Genomic DNA, 15,087 nt, shown 5'->3' on the forward strand with positions numbered 1-15,087 from the left:
GACGGGACACTGCGTAGGTCTTAAGCTATTGAGAGGATTTGAGATTATATCTTCATCACTTTAAGAACACAGCCTAGGGTCTGGGCGTTGTAGTCGATGACCACCACCGGGATCCCAGCCTGTTCGAAGCGTGGCAGATCCGGGCCGAGAGCCTCATATTGCCACTTCGCCAGGATCAGCAAATCGGGCTTGACCGCCAGGGTCTTCTCGATGGAGAAGCTCTGATCCTGCACATTGCCAAGGTCAGGCACCTTGGCCAGTTGCGGCAGGCTGGCCACATACAGCGACCAGATGGCGGGGCGGGACTTGACGAACCAGCCACGGGACATGCCCACCAGCCGATCGGCGCCGCCTTCACCGGCCACGGCCAGATAATCCTCGGGATAGAAACCGAGCACGATACGGCTGGCCGGCAGGCTGAGGGAGACCTTGCGGCCCATCACATCTTCTACTTCAACCATGGGATTTGCCTGCGCCATCCAGCTCATCAGGGCGAGCTGACCGAGCAGCAGCAACTTTGCCAGGGGGTGACGAAACATCTTGTGAAAACCTTGAACGGATTTTGGGGTGAGAAGTATTAGCATTTGCGTTTGATGATGGCAATCGATTTTACCAGGGGTCACATAAGGGAGGTATATAGCGTGTTGGTCGTTCGAGGCCCACCTTGGCAAGGTTCTTCGTCAACGCCCCTCTTCAGGGGGCGTGCACGTTTGGGCTGTCGGCCCCCACAAGAGTAAGATGGTCCTTTTAGGGGCTGGTTAGCCCGGCATGCAGGCGTACAGGCGCCAAAAAGGCAGAGTAATGAGCACAAAGATCAATATGGCGGCGTTGGGGGGACTGGTCCTGCTCACCGCAATCTGGAGTTACAGCTGGATCGTGATGAAGCAGGTAATGCTCTACGCGGGGGCGTTCGAGTTCACCGCCCTGCGCTGCTTGTGCGGTTCATTGGTGTTGTTGCTGGTGCTGGCCCTGCGTGGCCGCCGTTACCTCAAACCCACCCCGTTTCGCTATACATTAGCCATCGCCCTGTTCCAGACCTGCGGCATGGTGGGGTTGGCACAATGGGCCCTTATCAGCGGCGGGGCGGGCAAGGTGGCCATTTTGAGTTACACCATGCCGTTCTGGGTGGTGATCTTCGCGGCGCTCTTTCTCGGCGAGCGGATGCGCAAGCTGCACTATCTGGCGGTCGGGGTGGCGGCCTGCGGGTTGCTGTTGGTGATCCAGCCCTGGCTGCTGCATCTTGAATCTCTCAAGAGTGCGCTCTTGGCGATACTCTCCGGCATCTGCTGGGGGATCAGCGCCATCATCGCCAAGCGGATGTATGCCCGCCATCCCGGGGTGGATCTGATGTCCCTCACCACCTGGCAGATGATCTACGCCACCCTGGTGATGACGCTGGTGGCGGCGCTGGTGCCGGAGCGCCCCATCGACTGGCAGCCCTACGTGATGGGCGCGCTGGCCTATAGCGCCATCTTCGCCACCGCCATCGCCTGGAGTCTCTGGCTGTTTGTGCTGAAAAAGCTGCCGGCGGGTATTGCCAGCCTCAGCACCCTGGCGGTGCCGGTAACCGGCGTGCTGCTCTCCTGGTGGCTGCTTGGGGAAAATCCGGGGCCGGTGGAGGGGAGCGGCATCGCCCTTATCGTACTGGCGTTGTTGGTGATTAGCCGCAAGGGCAAGCGCTCCGTGGTATCGGTGGCGGGGGAGACCCGTATCAAGCACGGCTGAGCCGATTGCCAGCGAAGAGATAAAAAGGGCCCGCCATCATGGCGGGCCCTTCTGGTTTTAAGAACACTCTCTTATCTGCGCTTGGCCAGATGCATCATGGCTTCCAGCACGGCGCCGCCGATGGCGCGAGCCTTGTCAGAGACGGTGGTGGCATCGGCGCGCTCGCCGCGCGGGTCGATATCGCCAATCTTGAAGCCGACCGGCACTTCGATGTCATCGCTGAGCAGCCCCCGCACCATGCCGGAGAGGGGCGCGATAATGGGGGTATCACCTACATGGGCGATCACATCTCCCTCCTGCACCAGATCGCCGAGCTTGATCAGGCTCTTCATCACCCCGGGGGCGGGGGCGCGCACCACCCGGCGGGCGGAGTGCCCCTCGATCACCCCGGGAATGCCAGTGTTGGGCTGGGCGGGGCCCTGATAGATGACCCGCCCCAGATGGTGACCGCGGTTGGTTTCGATCACCGCATCGCAGTCGCGTCCCGCCTCAAATCCCGGGCCGAGGGCGACCGTGATGGGGGCCATCTCCTTGTGGGTGCCGAGGTTCTGCTTGGCGAGGATGGCATCCACCAGATAGCGGGGCTTGAGCTCGGTGAGGCTGGCGCAGTCGGGGTCAACCAGCAGCGGAATGACGCCCCGATCCAGCTGCTCGAACGCCTGCTCAACGCTCTCGACCCGCTTGGCGCGCACACCCTCGACACTGGTTTCACCATCGAACATCCCTTGCGCGAAGGCGACGGTGCGGCGGATCACCGTGGGTTTGTCGAGATCCAGCATCACCACCTTGAAGCCGGCATTGTGCAGGCGCAGCGCCACGCCGGTAGCGATATCGCCGGAGCCGCGCATCACCACCAGTTGATCCCGCTTGAGGCGCACGTCATCCTGCATCAGCCCACCCGATTTGCCGTTTTTCACCTGCAGCAGCTCGGCGAGAATGCTGATGGCGATCTCCTCGGGGGTTTCGGCACCTATGTTGTAACCGATAGGGGCGTGCAGCCGCTGCAACTGCTCCTGACTCACCCCTTGCTGGCGCAGCGCCTGGGTGAAGGTCTGTACCTTGCGTTTGCTGGCGAGCAGCCCCAGATAGGCGAGGGGGCGATTGATGAGCCGCTCCAGCGCCTCCTTGTCCTGATGGTTGGTGGCGATGATGACGAAGTTGGCGGGCTCGATGGCCAGCGCCTCGATCACCGCGCTGATGGTATCGGCTTGTTTGAGATGGGTGCCGGCGGGGAAGTGATCGGGGTTGAGGCTCCCTTCAAAACAGTCGCCCACATGGATATCAAAACCCAGTGGCGCGGCGGCATGGGCCAGCGCCCGGTTGACGTGACCGGCACCAATGAGCACCAGCCGTGGCCGCAGGCCATAGACATCGATATAGACCGACATGGCGCCACCACAGTCCGACCCGACCGCATGTTCGCCGTTGCGGGCCATCCGGCCGTGGAAGATGCGCGGCTTGCGCTCGGCAATGGCGGCCATCGCTTCCTCGATCACCAGCCGCTCGATCATGCCGCCGCCGATGGTGCCGAGGATCCGGCCATCGGCCATCACCAACATCTGGGCCTGATGGCGCGGGGTGGAGCCCCGGCTCTCGATGATCTGGGCCATGGCAAAGGGAGTGTTCTCCTGTTCCAGTCGGGCTGCGTGTGAAAACAGATTCATAAGGTACCTCTTCTTATCCTTAAACCATCATGGGCGAGGCGGCTGAGCCTCATCCTGAGCGAAGTAACCGAGTGCGAGGCGAATGGGCTGTGGTTCGCGAACCGCCCCCTGCCAGATGGCGTGGATCTCGGGGTGGCGGCTATGCAGCTTTATCAATTCATCGAGCCACGACGCCTCATTTTGATAATCCCCATTGATAAACCAGATCCGGCGCGCCCTGGCCGGGGTGCCCTTGAACAGCCCCTCGGGGTGGGAGAGCAGCTGGTGAAACAGGGCCCAGTCGAGCGGGGCACCGGCCTCTATCCCGCACAGGGCCTGAAGCTCTGCCCAGCGGTGGATCTGCTGCGGGTCGGCCTTGGCCCCCACCATGGCACCTCCCGTCAGGGCGATCACCCAATCACTGCTCTGGGGAATGCAAGGTTCGTGCAAAGCGGGCACTTTCAATAACTTGTGATTGGCGCCATCCGCCTCGACCAGGATCAGATCGAAGCGCTGCTGCCCCTTGATGAGATCAATCTGCTGGGGCGTGGGGCCCGCCACCTTGCCGCTGGCCTGATCGATATGGCTGAACAGGGCGACCAGAGTCGGTTCATCGGGCAGCTGCTGACAGCGGGTCAACTGGCGGACGGGATCGGCTTCCAGGATCAATTCCCGATAGTGTGACGGGGCAGGCAGAAACATCCTGGTGGTGGTGGTAATTAGCACCCTTTTACCCTGTTTATAAAAATATTCCGCCAGCCTGAACAGGGTGCTGGTTTTTCCACCGGCCCCGCAGAGGCTAATTAAGGTAGTATGGCTATCAATATTTTTGGTGAGCGGGTTTAATAGCGGATCTATATCTGGAAATGCGACAGCAACAGCGTGTGGGTGCGACATAATGACGACCAAAATAAATATCGAAGGGAGTGGAAAACAACGTTGCCAGGAACAGGTGCAGTGTGACTGTATAATAACGGCGGCGGGTTTATCTTCCCGAATGGGCACCTGGAAAATGATGCTACCTTATTGCCAGGGGACAATGCTTGATGCAAGTCTCAAAAATGCCCTGGCCTTTTGTCAGCGGGTTATTCTGGTGGTGGGCCATCGTGGCGAGGAGCTTCAAGCGCGCTACGGATCACGGCCGGATATTGTTGTCGTCTACAACCCCGACTATCGGCAGGGGCTGGGCAGCTCCATCCGCTGCGCTCTGGCGGCCAGTGACGCTGACTACCTCTTTATCAGCCACGGGGATCTCCCCTGTATCCCGCGCGAGGTCTATCAACAGCTCTGGCAGGCACGGGGTTGTGAGGCTCTCTTTCCCACCTGGCAGGGGGAGGCGGGCCATCCGGTGTTGCTGCCAAAATCCCTTGCCCACGAGCTGGCTGCAGCCCCGGTGCAGCCGTCGGTACGACGCTGGTTGCAAGGGCATCCGCACCGTATGGTGCCCGTTGACAGCCCCGCCATCCTGTTTGATGTGGATACTCCGGAGCGCTATCAGGCGCTGCTGGGTGGTATTCTTGAAAATGAGAGCGAGCCCACGAAATAACCCAGTTTAAAAAGATAACGGGGAGATAAATGGCGTATCAAAGTGATATTTCTCGCACTTGATCTGATAGGGTGAGTTCTTTTTGAACTGCTCATTAAGTAAATTCCAGAGTGATTGATAACTACTCGCAATACCCATAATGGTGGCATCGTAAATTCTCTCCATTAATTGGAGCTGCCTCACGCTTTTACCGTAAAAAATAGTTTTGTAACTGTAGTGGCCTGATTGTTGCTCCTCTCCTTGCCAAGGGGGAACACCCGTGCGGGATACCCCATTTATTCATGCTGCCAATGGGCAGAACAGCTGCAAGGAGATAGCCATGGGCGATATTATGCGACCCGTTCCGTTCAAGAATCTGCTGACCCGTATTTTTGCGGAATATAAAGAGAGTCAGAGCATTTTCGGTATTCCCGCTGCGCAATTCTATCGCAAACAGGACGAGCGCAAGATCAAGGTGTTCGGTGAAACCTGCGAGACCCCCATTGGCCCGGCAGCCGGCCCCCATACCCAGTTGGCCCAGAACATCGTCACCTCCTGGCTGACCGGCGGGCGCTTTATCGAGCTCAAGACGGTGCAGATCCTGGACCGTCTCGAACTGGAAAAGCCCTGTATCGATGCCGAGGATGAGTGCTTCAACACCGAGTGGTCCACCGAGTTCACTCTGCCCAAGGCATTTGACGAGTATCTTAAAGCCTGGTTTGCCCTCTACCTGCTGGAGGAGGTGTTTGACCCGCGTCTTGAAGGGGAGGCCAAGTCTTTCATTTTCAACATGAGCGTGGGTTACAACCTCGATGGCATCAAACAGCCACCGATGCAGCAGTTTATCCACAGCCTGATGGATGCAAGCCAAAGTCCGAAGTTTGCCGAGTACCAGCAGGTGGTACGTGACCTCGTGGCCGACGAGCAGTTTATTGCCGAGCTGGGGCTGGGGGCGCGCCGCGATCGTCTGCAACAGCTGGTGGATCGTATCCCGGCCGAGCTGGTGCACGGTGTCACCCTCTCCACCATGCACGGCTGCCCGCCGAACGAGATCGAGGCCATCTGCCGCTACATGCTGGAAGAGAAGGGACTCAACACCTTCGTCAAACTGAACCCGACCCTGCTGGGCTACCCGCGGGTGCGCGAGATCCTCGATACCTGCGGCTTTGATTACATTGGTCTGAGCGAAGAGTCGTTCGATCACGACCTCAAGCTGGATCAGGCCAAGGCGATGCTGACCCGTCTGATGGCGCTGGGGGCCGAGAAGGGGCTCACCTTCGGGGTCAAGCTGACCAACACCCTTGGCACCATCAACCGCAAAGGGGCACTGCCGGGGGATGAGATGTATATGTCCGGCCGTGCGTTGTTCCCGCTCTCAATCAACGTGGCGGCCGTGCTGTCTCGCGCCTTCGATGGCAAGCTGCCCATCTCCTACTCCGGTGGTGCCAGCAAATTCAACATCGCCGAGATCTTCGAGACCGGTATTCGTCCCATCACCATGGCCACCGACCTGCTCAAGCCGGGCGGCTACCTGCGCCAGATCGAGTGTCTCAAAGAGATTGATGCGTCGGGCAGCTGGGGCATGAGTCAGGTGGATGTGGCCAAGCTGGAAGCGCTTGCCGCCAAGGCGCTCACCATGGATTACACCCAGAAGGAGTGGAAGTCCGGGGATCGGATCGAAGTGGGGGGCGGTCTGCCGCTGACCGACTGCTACGTGGCACCCTGCGTCACCGCCTGCGCCGTGCATCAGGATATCCCCGAGTACATTCGCCTGATGGGCGAGGGGGAGTATGTGGCGGCCCTTGAGCTGATTTATCAGCGCAACGCCTTGCCCGCCATCACCGGCCATATCTGCGATCACCAGTGCCAGTACAACTGCACCCGTCTCGACTACGACAGCGCGCTCAATATCCGTGAGCTGAAAAAAGTGGCGCTGGAACGCGGCTGGGAAGGGTACAAGGCGCGCTGGCACAAACCGGCAGGCAGCGGTGACAAGCACCCGGTTGCGGTGATTGGCGCAGGCCCCGCCGGTCTCTCCGCCGGTTACTTCCTGGCCCGTGCCGGTCACCCGGTCACCGTGTTCGAGCGCGAAGCGGATGCCGGTGGCGTGGTCAAGCACATCATCCCCGAGTTCCGCATCCCGGCCGAGCTTATCCAGCACGATATCGACTTTGTCGCCGCCCACGGGGTCAAGTTCGAGTTTGGTTGCGATCCGGCTCTCACCGTCGACAAGCTGCACGCCCAGGGCTTTACCTATGTCTTCGTCGGCATCGGTGCCGACAAGAATGGCGGCATGCGCCTCGAGGGGGGTCACGAGCGGATTTACAAATCCTTCCATTTCCTGCGCAGCTTCAATCAGGGCAAACCGCTGCCGCTGGGCCGCCATGTGGCGGTGATCGGCGCCGGTAACACCGCCATGGACTGCGCCCGCGCCGCCCTCAAGGTGCCGGGTGTCAGCGATGTCACCGTGATCTACCGCCGCAGCGAAAAAGAGATGCCAGCCTATCGCGAGGAGGTTCTGGAAGCGGTGGAGGATGGGGTGCGTTTCTGCTTCCTCACCAATCCGGAGCGCTTTGAGAAAGATGGCAAGCTCACCGTGCGGATGATGGTGCTGGGGGAACCTGACGAGCAGGGCCGCCGCCGTCCGGTGCCCACCGAGCAGACCGAAGTGATGCAGATGGATGCGCTGATCACCGCCATCGGCGAGCAGCCTGACTGTGAGGTGCTCAAAGCGATGGGCATTCCTCTTGGCAGCGATGGCTGGCCCGAGGTGGATAGCCAGACCGGCGAAACCAGCCGTCGCAACGTCTTCCTGATCGGTGACGTGCAGAGTGGCCCATCCTCCATCGTCGGTGCCATCGGTGGTGCCCGCCGCGCCGCGGATCTGGTGCTCTCTCGCGAGCATATCGCCAGCCAGCAGAGTGAAGTGACCATCCAGCCGTCGGGCAAGGATGAGATCTACCGCCGCAAGGGGAGCATCGCCGTCACCATGGTTGACAAAAACGAGCGGGATGCCTTCGTGGCGCAAGAGGCGCACCGTTGCCTCGAGTGCAACTACCTCTGCAGCAAGTGCGTGGATGTCTGCCCCAACCGGGCCAACGTCGCCATCGCGGTGCCGGGCTTCAAAGACCAGTTCCAGACATTGCACCTGGATGCCTACTGCAACGAATGTGGCAACTGCGCCCAGTTCTGCCCGTGGCAGGGCAAGCCCTATCAGGACAAGGTCACCATCTTCAGCCTGCCCGAGGACTTCGACAACAGCCGCAACCCCGGTTTCTATCTGGCTGACGGTGGCGAACTGCGGGTGCGTCAGGATGGCGAGACCTATCGCCTGACCATAGACGCCCAGAGCCGGATCAAGGATGCGCCAGCGGCCCTTGGCGACATGTGCCGGATCATCAGCCATGTCCATGCCCATCACCACTACCTGCTGGGGGCTGTCGAGGCCTGAGCGAATAACGAATAAGCGAAGGAGCAAACCATGTTTATTCTGAAGAACGTCACCGCCGTCCAGCTGGAGCCGACCCGTGTGCTGGAAGGGGTGGATATCGCCATCGAAGGCACCCTTATCAAAGCGGTGGGGCCCAATCTGCGGGCCCTCTACCCGGAGGCCAACTATCGGGAGATGGGGGGCAAGCTGGTGATGCCGGGCATCGTCTGTGCCCACAACCACTTCTACTCCGGCCTGTCGCGGGGGATCATGGCCAATATCGCCCCCTGCCCGGATTTTATCTCCACCCTGAAAAATCTCTGGTGGCGGCTCGATCGGGCGCTCGATGAAGAGTCCCTCTACTACAGCGGCCTTATCTGCTCGCTGGAAGCGATCAAGAGCGGCTGCAGTGCGGTGATCGACCACCACGCTTCGCCCAACTTCATCAAGGGCTCCCTGAATGTGCTGCGCAAAGGGTTTGTGGAGGCGGGCCTGCGCGGCATGACCTGCTTCGAGACCACGGATCGCAACGGTGGCCTCGCCGAATTGCAGGCCGGGGTGGAGGAGAACATCCTGTTTGCGCAGGCCATTGATGCCGCCAAGGCCAAGGGGAACGAACCCTATCTGGTGGAGGCCCATATTGGCGCCCACGCCCCCTTCACCGTACCAGACGAGGGGCTGGCCATGCTGCGTGAAGCGGTGCAGGTCACCGGTCGCGGCCTGCATATCCATGTGGCGGAAGACCGCTACGACATGGCTCACGGCCACCACCACTATGGCAAGGAGCCCATCGCCCGGTTGGACGAGTTTGGCCTGATCGACAGCAAGACTCTGATCGCCCACGGTATCTATCTGAGCCCGGCCGATATCGAGCTGCTCAACAGCCGCGATGCCTTCCTGGTGCACAACGCCCGCTCCAACATGAACAACCACGTGGGCTACAACATGCACCTGCCGGAGTATCGCAATCTGGCGCTTGGCACCGACGGCATCGGCTCCGACATGCTTGAAGAGCTCAAGTTCGCCTACTTCAAACACAAAGATGCTGGCGGAGCGCTCTGGCCCGACAGCTTTGCCCGCTTCCTCTGGAACGGCAACACCCTGCTGGAGCGCAACTTCGGCGCCAAATTTGGCCGCCTGGAGCCGGGATACAAGGCCGACCTCACCATTTGCGACTACGACGCACCGACCCCGCTGGCGCCGCGCAACCTCGGTGGCCATCTCGCCTTCGGCATGGGATCGAACAGCGTCAACAGCGTGATGGTCGAGGGGCGCATGGTCTATCAGGACCGCGAGTTCGCCTTTGACGTCGAACCCATTTATCAGCAGGCCAGCAAGGTGGCGAGCCGCCTGTGGCAACGGATGGATCAGCTGGCCTAAGGCCACCTTCCACAGTTTTGGACCGGATTGCCCGCCCTGTGGATTTTCCCGGCGGCGGGCAGCAAGAGTAAGGACGACACATGATTGAGCAATTCTTCCGACCCGAGCAACTGGGTCAGGCTTTGGAACTCAAGGCCAGTTTCGGCAACGACGCCGTCTACATGGGGGGCGGCAGCAAGCTTAACGCCGCTCCGACTCGCACCGACAAGAAGGTCGCTATCTCGCTGGACAAGCTGGGACTGAACCAGATTGAGCAGCAGCACGGCCAGCTCCATATCGGCGCCACCGTCACCCTGCAGACCCTGAAAGATGATCCCCGTACCCCGGCCGCCCTGTGCGACGCGCTGGGGTTTGTCTACTCCCGCCATCTGCGCAATCAGGCCACCCTCGGCGGCGAACTTGCCTGCCAACAGCAGGATTCCCCCTTGCTGCCGGTGCTGCTGGTACTCGAAGCGGTGGTCGTGCTGGAGAACAACCTGCTGCAACCCATCGACGCCTATCTGGCGGGGCAGCGCAATGCCCTGGTGCTGGGGATTGTGCTGCCGGAGCCTGAACTGCGCTGCGCCACTCGCCGCATCAGCCGCAACGCCGATGGCTTGGCGGTGATGACCGCCGCGGTTGCCCTCGACAGCATTGGCGAGATGCGGGTGGCCGTCGCTGGCGTCACCCCGCAGCCGATGCGCCTGCGGGATCTGGAGCGCCGCGATCTGCACGATGCCGCGCTGGAGGCCGCCGTGAGCGAGCTGATTGCGCCCCGTGAGGACTTGGCGGGCAGCATAAGTTACAAGCGGTATATCACCGGCGTGGTAGTGGCGGATCTGCTGGTGGATTGCCAGCAGCAGGAGGTGCAAGCATGATGGAACTCAACTTTACCCTGAACGGTGCCCTGCGCACCGTCATCTGCAAGGCCGGTGACAATGCCCAGCGGGTGCTGTTCAACCAGTGCCGGATGCACTCGGTGCGCAACAGTGACGACGGCTTCGGTTTTGCCGGCTCCGACGCCATTCTCTTCAACGGCAAGGTGATCAACGCCTCCCTGCTGATCGCCGCCCAGCTGGATGGATCCGACGTGCGCACCGCCGAGTCCCTCGGCAGCTGGAACCAGCTCAGTCTGGTACAGCAGGCGATGGTAGATGTGGGCGTGGTGCAGTCCGGCTACAACGATCCGGCCGCCGCGCTCATCGTCACCGACCTGCTTGATCGCCACCCCGAACCCAGCCGTGATCAAATCGACGATGCCCTCTCGGGCCTGTTTCACCGCGATGGCGGTTATCAGCAGTTTTATCAGGCCATCGAGCTTGCCTGTTCACGGATGAAGGATCCCGATTACCTGTGCCAGATCGCCCCCGAGTTTCGCGACGATTTGCGTCATATCGGCAAGAGCTGTCCGAAAGTGGACGCCGCCAAGATGGTGCAGGCCAAGCCCTGCTACGTGGAGGACAGGGTTACCGAAGATGCGCTGATCATCAAGATGCTGCGCAGTCCCCATCCCCATGCGGTGATCACCAAACTCGATGTGAGCCGCGCGCAGGCGCTGCCGGGCGTCGTGCATGTCATCACCCACCTCAACTGCCCGGATGTGTTTTACACCCCGGGTGGTCAGAGTGCGCCCGAGCCGTCACCGCTCGATCGCCGCATGTTCAGCCGCAAGGTGCGCCACGTAGGTGACAGGGTCGCCGCCGTGGTGGCCGAGAGCGAAGCGGTCGCGCTGGCGGCGCTGAAACTCATCGAGGTCGAGTATCAGGTGCTGCCAGCGGTCATGAACATCGATGAGGCGATGGCCCCCAATGCGCCGCTGGTGCACGACGAGCCCATTGTCTACATGGCCGGGGCGCCTGCGGATCTCGAGCAGCAGAACGCCTGCTCGGTGCGCCGCGGCGACGAGCACATGATCATCAACTTCCCCATCGGCTCCCGCCCGCACGAGAACCTGGCCGCCAGCGTCCATGGCCAGATCGGCGATGTGGCCAAAGGCTTTGCCGAGGCGGACGAGATAGTCGAACGCATCTACGAATCGACCCAGGCCCAGCAGTGCCCGACCGAGCCGCACATCTGCTTCACCTACATGGATGGTGAGCGTCTGGTCATTCACGCTTCCACCCAGGTGCCGTGGCACGTGCGCCGTCAGGTGGCGCGCATCGTCGGCCTCAAGCAACATCAGGTGCACGTGATCAAGGAGCGGGTAGGGGGCGGCTTTGGCTCCAAGCAGGATATCCTGCTGGAAGAGGTGTGCGCATGGGCGACCAAGGTCACCGGCCGTCCGGTCACCTTCCGCTACACCCGTGAAGAGGAGTTCATCAGCAACACCTCCCGCCATGTGGCCAAGGTGAAGGTGAAAGTGGGGGCCAAAAAAGATGGCACCATCACCGCCATCGATATGGATTTTCGCGCCAACACCGGCCCTTACGGCAACCACTCGTTGACGGTGCCGAGCAACGGCCCGGCGCTCTCCCTGCCGCTCTATCCGTGCGACAACGTGCGCTTTACCGTCAACACCTACTACAGCAACATCTGTCCGACCGGCGCCTATCAGGGTTATGGCGCGCCCAAGGGCAACTTCGCCCTGACCATGGCCATTGCCGAGCTGGCCGAGAAACTGGGGCTCGATCAGCTCGACATGGTGGAGCACAACCGGGTGCACGAAGGGGATATCCTCAAGGTGCTGGGTGCCATCGGCGAGGGCAAGATGCCCACTTCTGTGCCCCACGCGGCCAGCTGTGCCCTCGAGCCCATCCTCAAACAGGGTCGCGAACTGATTGCTTGGGATAGCCCCAAACCCGCTGACGGGGATTGGCGCATCGGTCGTGGCGTCGCCATCATCATGCAAAAATCGGGGATCCCCGATATCGATCAGGCCAACTGCATGGTCAAGCTGGAATCGGACGGCACCTTTATCGTCCACTCCGGTGGCGCCGATATCGGCACCGGCCTCGATACCGTGGTGGCCAAGCTGACCGCCGAGGTGCTCGGTTGCCCGCTCAGCGATGTGCATGTGATCTCTGGCGACACCGACCACGCCCTGTTCGACAAGGGGGCTTACGCCTCGTCAGGCACCTGCTTCTCCGGCAATGCGGCCAAGATGGCGGCCGAGAACCTCAAGGCGAAGATCCTGTTCCACGCCGCCGCCATGCTGGGCGAGCCGGTCGAAGACGTAGAGCTGGTTCATCCGGGCATAGTGCGCGGCAAGCTGGGGGAGGTGAGCCTCGCCAAGCTGGCCCACAAGGCGGAGACAGGTACCGGCTTCGGCATTCTGGTGGGCACCGCCAGCTATATCACCTCGGAACTCGCCTTCCCGTATGGCGCCAACTTCGCCGAGGTGGCGGTCAACGTCAGAACCGGCGAGATCCGCCTCGACAAGTTCTACGCCCTGCTCGACTGCGGTACCCCCATCAACCCGGAGCTGGCCCTCGGCCAGATCTACGGGGCGACCATGCGGGCCATCGGCCACACCATGACCGAGGAGATCTGCTACGACAGCAAGGGCATCCCGCTGACCCGGGACCTCAAGAGCTATGGCGCGCCCAAGATTGGCGACATTCCGCGCGACTTCCGGGCCTTCCTGGTACCGAGTGACGACAAGGTCGGCCCTTACGGCGCCAAGTCCATCTCGGAGATCGGGGTCAACGGCGCGGCGCCCGCCATCGCCACCGCCATCCATGACGCCTGTGGTGTCTGGCTGCGCAAGTGGCACTTCACGCCGGAGCAGATCCTGCGGGGGCTCGGCAAGCTGGAGCAAAACATGTCGGCATAACAAAAGAAAAGGTGTGGGGCGGGTGAAAGCTCGCCCCCAGCGCCTGACGGCGGAATGAGTACTCCGCCTACATTCTGTGTGATGGGACAAACACGATGTCTAAAACAACACGCAAGCACTCGGATCTCATTTACGAGCTGGAAGACAAACCCCCGTTTTATCAAACCCTGATGGGTGCAGTGACCCATCTGCTGGCGATTTTTGTCCCCATGGTGACCCCGGCGCTGATCGTCGGCGGCGCCCTGGGCCTCTCCACCGAGATCACCGCCTATCTGGTCTCCATGGCGATGATCGCCTCCGGTATCGGCACCTGGTTGCAGGTGAACCGTTATGGCCCCATCGGTTCGGGGCTGCTCTCCATCCAGTCGGTCAACTTCTCCTTCGTGACCGTGATGATCGCCCTGGGCGGCGCCATGAAAAAAGATGGCATCCATGAGGAGCTGATTGTCTCGACCCTGCTCGGGGTCTCCTTTGTCGGCGCCTTTCTGGTGATGGGCTCCTCCTTCGTGCTGCCCTACCTCAAGCGGGTGATCACCCCGACCGTGAGCGGGGTAGTGGTGTTGATGATTGGCCTGAGCCTTATCAAGGTGGGGATCATCGACTTTGGCGGCGGCTTCTCCGCCATGAGCAGAGGCACCTTTGGCAAATACGAGCACATCGGGCTGGGGCTTTTGGTGCTCTGCGTCATCGTCGCCTTCAACTGCAGCCGAAGCCCGCTGCTGCGGATGAGCGGCATTGCCATCGGTCTGATGGTGGGTTATGCGGTGGCCCTGATGCTCGGCATGGTGGATTTTTCCGCCCTTGAGAACCTGCCGCTTATTACGGTGCCGATCCCGTTCAAGTACGGTTTCTCCTTCGATTTCCACGCTTTTATGTTGGCGGGCACCATCTATCTGTTGAGCGTGCTGGAGGCGGTGGGGGACATCACCGCCACCGCCATGGTCTCCCACCGGGATATTCAGGGCCCCGAGTTTCAAAAACGGCTCTCCGGCGGCGTGCTGGCTGACGGTCTGGTATCGGTGATCGCCTCTGCCCTCGGCTCTTTGCCGCTCACCACCTTTGCCCAGAACAACGGCGTCATCCAGATGACCGGAGTGGCGTCACGCCATGTGGGCAAGTTCATTGCCGTCATTCTGGTGCTGCTGGGGCTCTTCCCCGTAGTAGGGCGCTTCTTTACCACCATACCGTCACCTGTGATGGGGGGCGCCATGGTCATCATGTTCTCCATGATCGCCATCGCCGGTGGTCGCATCATCATCAGCCACGGCTTCGATCGGCGGGAGACTCTGATTGTCGCCACCTCGCTGGGTCTTGGGCTTGGCGTTTCCTATGACCCGAACGTCTTCAAGGTGCTGCCGGCGGGTATCTACATGCTGGTGGAGAACCCCATCTGCGCCGGCGGCATCACCGCCATCATCATGAATCTGGTGTTGCCACAGAGCCGCAAACGCAAGGCAGCCGTCAGGGATGCAGAGGCGGTTGAAGTGATCCAGCTGAGCGACAAGCCGGATGTGATCTTTACCGCCCGCAGTGCGGGCCTGTCATCGGCCAGCAAGGGGGAGGGTTCACCAGAGCCAGTGCCCGGGCAGGCGGTGGCGCCACAAGTGGAACGGATCTGACGGTTAAACCGGCA

General features: G+C 61.1%; 10 protein-coding genes. 7 read left to right on the top strand and 3 right to left on the bottom strand.

The window, feature by feature from the left end; all coding sequences use genetic code 11:
- Positions 1 to 44 precede the first annotated feature (44 nt).
- Entirely contained in the window at positions 45 to 539 is a 495-nt protein-coding gene (locus tag OKB77_RS19335) for a hypothetical protein (protein ID WP_270818175.1), read from the bottom strand.
- Between the two features lie 262 nt (positions 540 to 801).
- On the opposite strand from OKB77_RS19335, the gene OKB77_RS19340 reads away from it, so the two are divergent.
- Entirely contained in the window at positions 802 to 1,725 is a 924-nt protein-coding gene (locus OKB77_RS19340; protein WP_047440047.1) for a DMT family transporter, read from the top strand.
- A gap of 71 nt (positions 1,726 to 1,796) precedes the next feature.
- Here OKB77_RS19340 and yqeB read toward each other — a convergent pair whose 3' ends face one another.
- Together yqeB and yqeC are read right to left on the bottom strand one after the other, a co-directional pair.
- A complete protein-coding gene (yqeB, locus tag OKB77_RS19345) occupies positions 1,797 to 3,389 on the bottom strand; it encodes a selenium-dependent molybdenum cofactor biosynthesis protein YqeB (RefSeq protein WP_270818177.1) in 1,593 nt (530 codons plus the stop codon).
- Positions 3,390 to 3,416: 27 nt separating this feature from the next.
- Complete coding sequence (gene yqeC / locus OKB77_RS19350) at positions 3,417 to 4,265, bottom strand: selenium cofactor biosynthesis protein YqeC (protein ID WP_150389053.1); 849 nt, start codon at positions 4,263 to 4,265, stop codon at positions 3,417 to 3,419.
- A gap of 1 nt (position 4,266) precedes the next feature.
- On the opposite strand from yqeC, the gene mocA reads away from it, so the two are divergent.
- The 6 genes from mocA (at position 4,267) to OKB77_RS19380 (ending at position 15,073) form a co-directional block, all read left to right on the top strand.
- Positions 4,267 to 4,914 (top strand): molybdenum cofactor cytidylyltransferase, encoded by a 648-nt coding sequence (gene mocA / locus OKB77_RS19355; RefSeq protein ID WP_223849298.1) that lies wholly within the window; start codon positions 4,267 to 4,269, stop codon positions 4,912 to 4,914.
- Positions 4,915 to 5,233: 319 nt separating this feature from the next.
- A complete protein-coding gene (ygfK, locus tag OKB77_RS19360; protein ID WP_150389054.1) occupies positions 5,234 to 8,344 on the top strand; it encodes a putative selenate reductase subunit YgfK in 3,111 nt (1,036 codons plus the stop codon).
- Between the two features lie 30 nt (positions 8,345 to 8,374).
- The gene (ssnA, locus tag OKB77_RS19365) at positions 8,375 to 9,703 is read left to right on the top strand and encodes a putative aminohydrolase SsnA (RefSeq protein ID WP_150389055.1); all 1,329 of its coding nucleotides are present in this window, start codon (positions 8,375 to 8,377) and stop codon (positions 9,701 to 9,703) included.
- An 80-nt stretch (positions 9,704 to 9,783) separates the two neighbouring features.
- Positions 9,784 to 10,560 (top strand): molybdopterin-dependent oxidoreductase FAD-binding subunit, encoded by a 777-nt coding sequence (ygfM, locus tag OKB77_RS19370; protein ID WP_064338013.1) that lies wholly within the window; start codon positions 9,784 to 9,786, stop codon positions 10,558 to 10,560.
- The gene (locus OKB77_RS19375) at positions 10,557 to 13,454 is read left to right on the top strand and encodes a molybdopterin-dependent oxidoreductase Mo/Fe-S-binding subunit (protein ID WP_270818182.1); all 2,898 of its coding nucleotides are present in this window, start codon (positions 10,557 to 10,559) and stop codon (positions 13,452 to 13,454) included. Before ygfM ends, OKB77_RS19375 begins: the two co-directional genes overlap by 4 nt.
- Before the next feature lie 95 nt (positions 13,455 to 13,549).
- The gene (locus OKB77_RS19380) at positions 13,550 to 15,073 is read left to right on the top strand and encodes a nucleobase:cation symporter-2 family protein (RefSeq protein WP_199416304.1); all 1,524 of its coding nucleotides are present in this window, start codon (positions 13,550 to 13,552) and stop codon (positions 15,071 to 15,073) included.
- Positions 15,074 to 15,087 lie beyond the last annotated feature (14 nt).

This window comes from Aeromonas sp. Y318-3, from assembly GCF_027706185.1.
GTDB classification, from domain to species: Bacteria; Pseudomonadota; Gammaproteobacteria; order Enterobacterales; family Aeromonadaceae; genus Aeromonas; species Aeromonas veronii.